Here is a 6763-nt window from a genome sequence, read left to right as displayed (position 1 = left end):
TTTTATCAATATGGCATAAAAAAAGAAGGCTTCCATAACGGAAACCTTCTTTTATAGAATTTACATCAAAACCATTAAACTAACGCTACAGTTTCACGGCAGATAGCCAGCTCTTCGTTTGTCGGAATAACTGCAACTTTAACCTTGGAATCCGGTGTAGAAATTACCACTTCTTCACCACGAGCCTTATTTACTTCTTTATCAATAGTAATTCCAAGATAGCCAAGGTAAGAGCATGCATCCTCACGAACGAGATTATCGTTCTCACCAATACCTGCTGTGAACACAATAGCATCTACACCGTTCATAGCTGCTACATAACCACCAATATATTTTGCGATGCCGTATCCAAGAGCTTCTCTTGCATTCTTAGCATCTACATTTCCTTCTGCGGCAGCATCTTCCAGGTCACGCATATCGCTGGAGATTCCGGACATTCCAAGAAGACCGGATTTCTTATTCAGAACATCCATAACGCCTGCGATATCCAGATTTTCTTTCTTAGCAATGAATTCCATAATAGCAGGATCAATGCTTCCGGAACGTGTTCCCATGATCAAACCTTCAAGAGGAGTGAGACCCATGGTTGTATCAATACATTTGCCGTTTACTACTGCACTGATGGAAGAACCGTTTCCAAGGTGACAAACGATAACTTTGGAGTTCTCTTTGTCAAGACCAAGGAATTCAACTGCACGTTTGGAAACAAAGCTGTGGGAAGTTCCGTGGAAACCATATCTTCTGATTTTGTAGTTTTTGTAATAATCTAACGGCAGACCATAGAGATATGCTTTTGCAGGCATTGTCTGATGGAAAGCAGTATCGAATACACCAACCTGCGGTACGCCCGGCATCAGCTCTGCACATACACGGATACCGATGAGGTTTGCCGGATTGTGAAGCGGAGCAAGGTCGTTGCACTCTTCTACAGCTTTGATCATTTCTTCTGTGATCACTGCAGAGGAAGCAAATTTCTCACCGCCGTGTACAACACGATGTCCGATAGCGTCAACCTCTTTCAGGCTCTGGATTGCGCCTGTTTTTTCGTTTGTAAGAGCGTCCAGAACCATCTGGATTGCCTCTTTATGTGTAGGCATCGGAGCTTCTGTGATTTCTTTTTCTCCGCCGGCTTTTTTGTAAACCAGTCTTCCGTCGATTCCGATTCTCTCGCAAAGGCCTTTTGCAAGAACAGCCTCTGTATCAGAGTTGATAAGCTGATATTTTAATGAAGAACTTCCGCAATTGATTACCAATACATTCATGTTTTTACTCTCCTATTCTTTTATGTACCGTTCGATATTTCTTATTTGTCCTCTGCCTGGCACTGTACTGCTGTAATAGCAACAACACCAACAATATCATCTGCAGAGCAGCCACGGGAAAGGTCATTGACCGGTTTCGCAATACCCTGGGTAACAGGTCCGTAAGCTTCTGCTTTTGCAAGACGCTGAGCAAGCTTATAACCAATGTTTCCTGCATCAAGATCCGGGAATACCAATACGTTTGCTTTTCCTGCAACCTCGCTGCCCGGAGCTTTGGAAGCGCCTACACTAGGAACGATAGCTGCATCAAGCTGGAATTCTCCGTCCAGTTTCAATTCCGGATGCTCTTCTTTTGCAATTCTTGTAGCTTCTACCATCTTGTCTACGTCTGCATGCTTTGCGCTGCCCTTTGTGGAATGGGAAAGCATTGCAACGATCGGCTCTTCCTGTACCAGAAGCTGGAAAGATTCTGCAGAAGATGCTGCAATAGCAGAAAGCTCTTCCGGAGTCGGATTCTGGTTCAGACCGGAGTCAGCAAATACAAACGCGCCGTTTGCACCATACTCGCAGTTCGGAACTACGATCAGGAAGAATGCAGATACAAGTTTGGTTCCCGGTTTTGTCTTCAGGATCTGGAGACATGGACGAAGTGTGTCGGCTGTGGAGTGACATGCGCCGGATACCATTCCGTCTGCATCGCCCATCTTAACCATCATAACACCGTAGTACGGATACTGTGTGTGAAGGATTTCTTTTGCCTTCTCCGGTGTCATTCCTTTTTTTGCTCTTAACTCAACAAATTTGTCGATGTAGGCCTGAGTTCTGTCAGAAGTCTCCGGGTCAACGATAGTAGCGCCGGAAATATCAAAGCCGCCCTCTGCTGCTTTTGCCTTGATAGTCTCTTCGTTACCGATCAGAACGATCTTGGCAACACCCTCTTTCAGAATCTTGTCAGTTGCCTCAAGAGTTCTCATGTCCTCTGTCTCCGGCAGTACAATTGTCTTAATGTTTTCTTTCGCTCTTTTTTTGAGCAGTTCAACAAATCCCATGATTAAAATGGCTCCTTTCATTATTTGGCCTAACGGCCTGCTGAGATCATAAAAAAGCATCTCATAGATATCTTTATTATAACCCCTGGAATTTTTTATTTCAAGCATTTCCACCCTATAAAAAGACAAAGTACAGTATTTTTTAAAGTGCAATTTTGTCATTCTGGCATATTTTCTTTTTTTATCAAAAAAGACAGAAAATAATCGGCTGTCAAAAAGATATAATTATGATATGATAGAAAAAAACTTAAAGGAAAAACACTTATGAACGTTACCGGCATCATCGCAGAATACAATCCCTTTCACATGGGACATCTGCATCAGATCAAATATATAAAGGAGACGCTGCAGTCCGATTACATTGTCATTGCCATGAGCGGCGACTTTGTACAGAGAGGCGCTCCCGGACTGCTGCCCAAACATATTCGGGCAGAAATGGCCCTGCGCTGCGGTGCAGACCTGGTTCTTGAGCTTCCGGTCCAGTTTTCCTCTGCAAGCGCCGAATTTTTTGCGCATGGAGGCGTCTCTCTTTTAAATGGACTTGGCGTAGTGGATCAGCTTTGTTTTGGAAGTGAGGAGGGAAACACTGAGGGAATGCTTCTTGCTGCCAGAATTTTAAACCAGGAACCGGCAGAGTATCAGACACTGCTTCAGACATACCTGAAACAAGGCATGTCTTTTCCTGCTGCAAGAAGCAAGGCATTAAACAACTATCTCCTTCTTCTTCCCGGTAGCACACATCAGACAGTTTCTCCGGAACTGCTCTCTTCCCCTAATAATATTCTGGGAATTGAATACTGTCGGGCGATCCTTTCTCTAAATTCACATATGAAACCGGTTACCCTGAAAAGAAAAGGAAACGACTACCACGAAAATACTTTATCAAAAGGGCAGCTCCCCTCCGCGTCTGCCATCCGCAGTTTTCTCCAGAAAGCCAAAGATCTTTCCCCTGTTGGTGAAATGCTTCCGGAACCTGCTTTTGAGCTTCTTCAAAAGGCTTTTCTTCAGGGTGCATATGTTACAGAGGATGATCTTGATCTTCTGCTCCATTACAAACTTTTGTCTTCTTCTGCAGAAGAACTTGCTGCCTGTGCAGATCTTTCACCCCAGCTTGCAGACCGTATCCGCAATCAACTGAACCATTATCAGGGTTTTGCCCAGTTTGCAGAACATCTTAAAACAAAAGAGCTCACCAGAACAAGAATCCAGAGAGCCCTGCTGCACCTGCTTCTGAATATAAAAGAAACTCCCAGGGAAGCAGGCTATTGCAGGATTCTTGGCTTCAGAAAGGATTCTGCTCCTCTGCTTTCCGAAATAAAAAAGAACAGTTCTCTTCCTCTGATTACCAAAATGGCAGATGCAAAAGAGCTGCTTTCGCCAAAGGATCGGAAGCTTCTGGATACCAATACCGAGGCATCTAATATATACGAAAGTATTCTATGTCATAAAACAGGACGGGCCTTCCGGCATGAATACCAGAAGCAAATTGTGATTTTCACTTATTAGTAACGTACGAAGCAGGATGTATAAACTGAAATGGAGCTGACGCACTGAAAATTAGTGCGCAGCTCCAAAAACTTTTCAGCCGTACCTTTTTTAATTTCCACACTCTATACTGATCTCATTAAACTTCTCCAGAATATCGTCAATGTTCATGGCAGCCTTATCTTCACCGGCACAGTCGATGACACTTTCTCCCTGATGCATCATCAAAAGCCGGTTTCCGTATTCCACCGCATACCGGAGATTATGGGTGACCATGATCGTTGTCAGCTTTTTCTCTTTCACGATCTTATCTGTCAGCTCCATGATGATCTCTGCCGTCTTTGGATCAAGGGCTGCCGTATGCTCGTCCAGGATCAGGAATTCAATAGGAGTCATGGTAGACATAAGAAGCGCCATAGCCTGACGCTGACCGCCAGAAAGAGACCCTACCTTTACGTGCATTTTGTCCTCCAGGCCTAAATTCAGTGGGCGGAGAAGTTCTCTGTAATATTCGATCCGATGTTTGTTTACCCCTCTTCCAAGGCCAAAACGTTTCCCTTTATTATCTGCCAGGGACATATTTTCCAGAATCGTCATTGACGGACAGGTTCCAAGAGCAGGATTCTGATACACTCTGCCGATTTTTTCGTTCCGCCGGAATTCTTTTGCATTGGTAATGTCTTTTCCATCCAAAATGATATTTCCGGATTCTATCGGAATGCTGCCGCAGATAATGTTCAGCATAGAAGTTTTTCCTGAACCATTGCTTCCTACCACAGAAAGAAACTCTCCGTCCTTTACCGTAAGGTTAAAATCTTTAAACAGGCACATTTCATTAACTGTCCCCGGATTATAATATTTATAGATGTTTTTCAGCTCAAGCATCGATCTTCACCTTCTTCTTTCTTTCCATGCTGATCAGAAGCACGATCAGAAACAGAACTGCCGTAATCAGCTTCATATCCTGAGGTTCAAAATTTCTCATGGCTGCTGCCGTACATGCCTTATAGAGAACAGAACCGATCACCACTGCGGTGGTTGCCTTCATAAAAGTCATATTTCTAAAAAGACTGGTTCCGATGATCACGCTTGCAAGTCCGATCACCACTGCTCCTGTTCCCATGGAAATTTCAAACACTCTTTCTTCCTGACAGAAAATACAGCCGGACAAAGCCACAAGTCCATTTGCAATAGCAAGTCCAAGAATTTTTACATTTCCCTGATCCCTGGCAAGAGCAGTTACCAGTTTTTCATTATCTCCTGCCGCCCGCAGAAGGAAACCTGATTTACTTTTCATATAAAAGTCAAGAATCAGCTTCGTAACCGCGGCCAGGATTACGATCACAATCAGCGTTCCATAAGGCTGTACCGCCTCAGGAAGAAGCTTTTCAAGAAAACTGTTTTTAAAAATCGTCTCCTTGGAAAACAGCGGAACATTAGAGGTTCCTGCAATCCGGAGGTTGATAGTCCAAAGAGCTGTCATCATAATAATGCCGGACAAAAGATCTCTGACACGCCCTTTCACATGGATCAGTCCTGTACAGACGCCTGCCAGCGCTCCTGCCGCAAATGCTATAGGAAGAGTCAGATAAGGATTTACTCCCCGGGTAATGAGAGCGGCCGTTACCGCCGCCCCTAACGGAAAACTTCCGTCTGTAGTCAGATCCGGAAAATCCAGTATTTTATATGTAATATACACACCCAGGGCAAGAATACCGTAGATCAGTCCCTGCTCTATAATCGTGATCAAAAAGTCCATCACCAGTCAACCTCCATACTTTTTATTTCGCTTCTGAAATCTCTTCAAACACTTCTGCCGCACCAGATGTCATTTCTTCCGGAATTTCAATTCCCAGATTTTCTGCTGCCGCTGTGTTTACATAAAGGGCTGCTTCCTCAATTGTCTCAAAAGGAAGTTCCGAAGCTTTTTTCTCACCCTTGAGTACCTGAGCTGCCATTTTTCCTGTCTGTCTGCCAAGTTCCACATAATCCAGTCCCTCTGCGGCCAGACATCCCAGCTTCACCTGCTCAATCTCACTTCCGAATACCGGAATTCCCGCTTCATTTGCCATTTCCAGAATCGTCGGAAGAGAAGAAACTACCGTGTTGTCTGTCAGATTGGTCATGCAGTCTACTTTTTCCAGCAGAGTCTGCGCTGCCAGCGGAATGTCTGCCGTAGTGGTAATTCCGGCTGTTTCAATTTTAAAATTGTAGTCGCCTGCAAGAGCTTCGTATTCTTTGACCGCAGATTCGGAATTCGCTTCACTTGTAGTATACATGATGCCAATGCTCTCTGCTTCCGGAAGCATCTGACGGATCATCTCCAGCTGCTGTTTTACCGGAAGCTTATCACTGGTTCCTGTGATCTCTCCTACCGGATTTCCATCTTTATCCGCAAGCTCTGCCGCCGCCGGATCCGTCACTGCTGTATAAATCACCGGGATTCCTGCATCCAAAGCTGCATTGTAAAGGCTCTGGGCGCTTGGTGTGGCAATTCCTACCATAAGATCAACTTTATCAGATGCAAATTTATCAGAAATCTGCCCGCAGGTTCCCATATCTGCAGCTGCATTTTTATAATCTACGGTAAGATTCTTTCCTTCCTCTATTCCTTCTTCTTTCAGGCCCTCCAGAAATCCCTCTCTGCAGTTGTCCAGAGATCCGTGCTCTGCAAACTGTTCAATTCCTATGGTGTACTGCTCCTCCGCATAAACCGTTGTGGTTCCTGCAAGTGCCATGGTCAGTAATGCTGCTCCTAATACCTTTGCTGTTGTTTTTGTTTTCATTGTGTTGTCTCCTCTCTCTACTTTTGATTTTGCTTTACCGGAAATATACGCCAATTCCCGGCATCTGTCTGTGAGAAAGAAAGCTGTGATACCATGTCCAGGATTTTTTCCTGATAATGATAAATAAATCACGACCACCGGCTTAGCCGGTGGTTTGCTTTGACCCTATAAGGGTCTGTTA

The 6763-nt window shown here is 44.4% G+C and carries 6 protein-coding genes; 1 reads left to right on the top strand and 5 read right to left on the bottom strand.

All coding sequences use genetic code 11. From position 1 onward, the window contains the following. Positions 1 to 74: 74 nt before the first annotated feature. Together RDS42_RS10725 and pta are read right to left on the bottom strand one after the other, a co-directional pair. Positions 75 to 1262, bottom strand: coding sequence for an acetate/propionate family kinase (locus RDS42_RS10725; RefSeq protein WP_177276193.1), 1188 nt, complete (start codon positions 1260 to 1262; stop codon positions 75 to 77). Positions 1263 to 1303: 41 nt separating this feature from the next. Continuing rightward, on the bottom strand, positions 1304 to 2311 hold the full coding sequence (pta, locus tag RDS42_RS10720; protein ID WP_156353120.1) for a phosphate acetyltransferase: 1008 nt from the start codon (positions 2309 to 2311) through the stop codon (positions 1304 to 1306). A 264-nt stretch (positions 2312 to 2575) separates the two neighbouring features. Here pta and RDS42_RS10715 point away from each other — a divergent pair, with 264 nt between their 5' ends. Beyond that, positions 2576 to 3817: a nucleotidyltransferase gene (locus RDS42_RS10715; protein ID WP_308783667.1), complete on the top strand. Its 1242-nt coding sequence runs from the start codon at positions 2576 to 2578 to the stop codon at positions 3815 to 3817. Between the two features lie 90 nt (positions 3818 to 3907). On the opposite strand, the gene RDS42_RS10710 is transcribed toward RDS42_RS10715, so the two are convergent. The 3 genes from RDS42_RS10710 to RDS42_RS10700 are packed head-to-tail and all read right to left on the bottom strand — an operon-like array spanning position 3908 to position 6582. Continuing rightward, the gene (locus RDS42_RS10710) at positions 3908 to 4681 is read right to left on the bottom strand and encodes an ATP-binding cassette domain-containing protein (protein ID WP_308783666.1); all 774 of its coding nucleotides are present in this window, start codon (positions 4679 to 4681) and stop codon (positions 3908 to 3910) included. Continuing rightward, entirely contained in the window at positions 4674 to 5555 is an 882-nt protein-coding gene (locus RDS42_RS10705) for an ABC transporter permease (protein WP_308783665.1), read from the bottom strand. The genes RDS42_RS10710 and RDS42_RS10705 overlap by 8 nt, the downstream gene beginning before the upstream one ends. A gap of 22 nt (positions 5556 to 5577) precedes the next feature. After that, complete coding sequence (locus RDS42_RS10700; protein ID WP_308783664.1) at positions 5578 to 6582, bottom strand: ABC transporter substrate-binding protein; 1005 nt, start codon at positions 6580 to 6582, stop codon at positions 5578 to 5580. Positions 6583 to 6763 lie beyond the last annotated feature (181 nt).

Origin of the sequence: uncultured Blautia sp. (genome assembly GCF_902497045.1) — a bacterium.
Taxonomy (GTDB): Bacteria; Bacillota; Clostridia; order Lachnospirales; family Lachnospiraceae; genus Blautia_A.
This window is presented reverse-complemented; position numbering and strand designations above follow the sequence as displayed.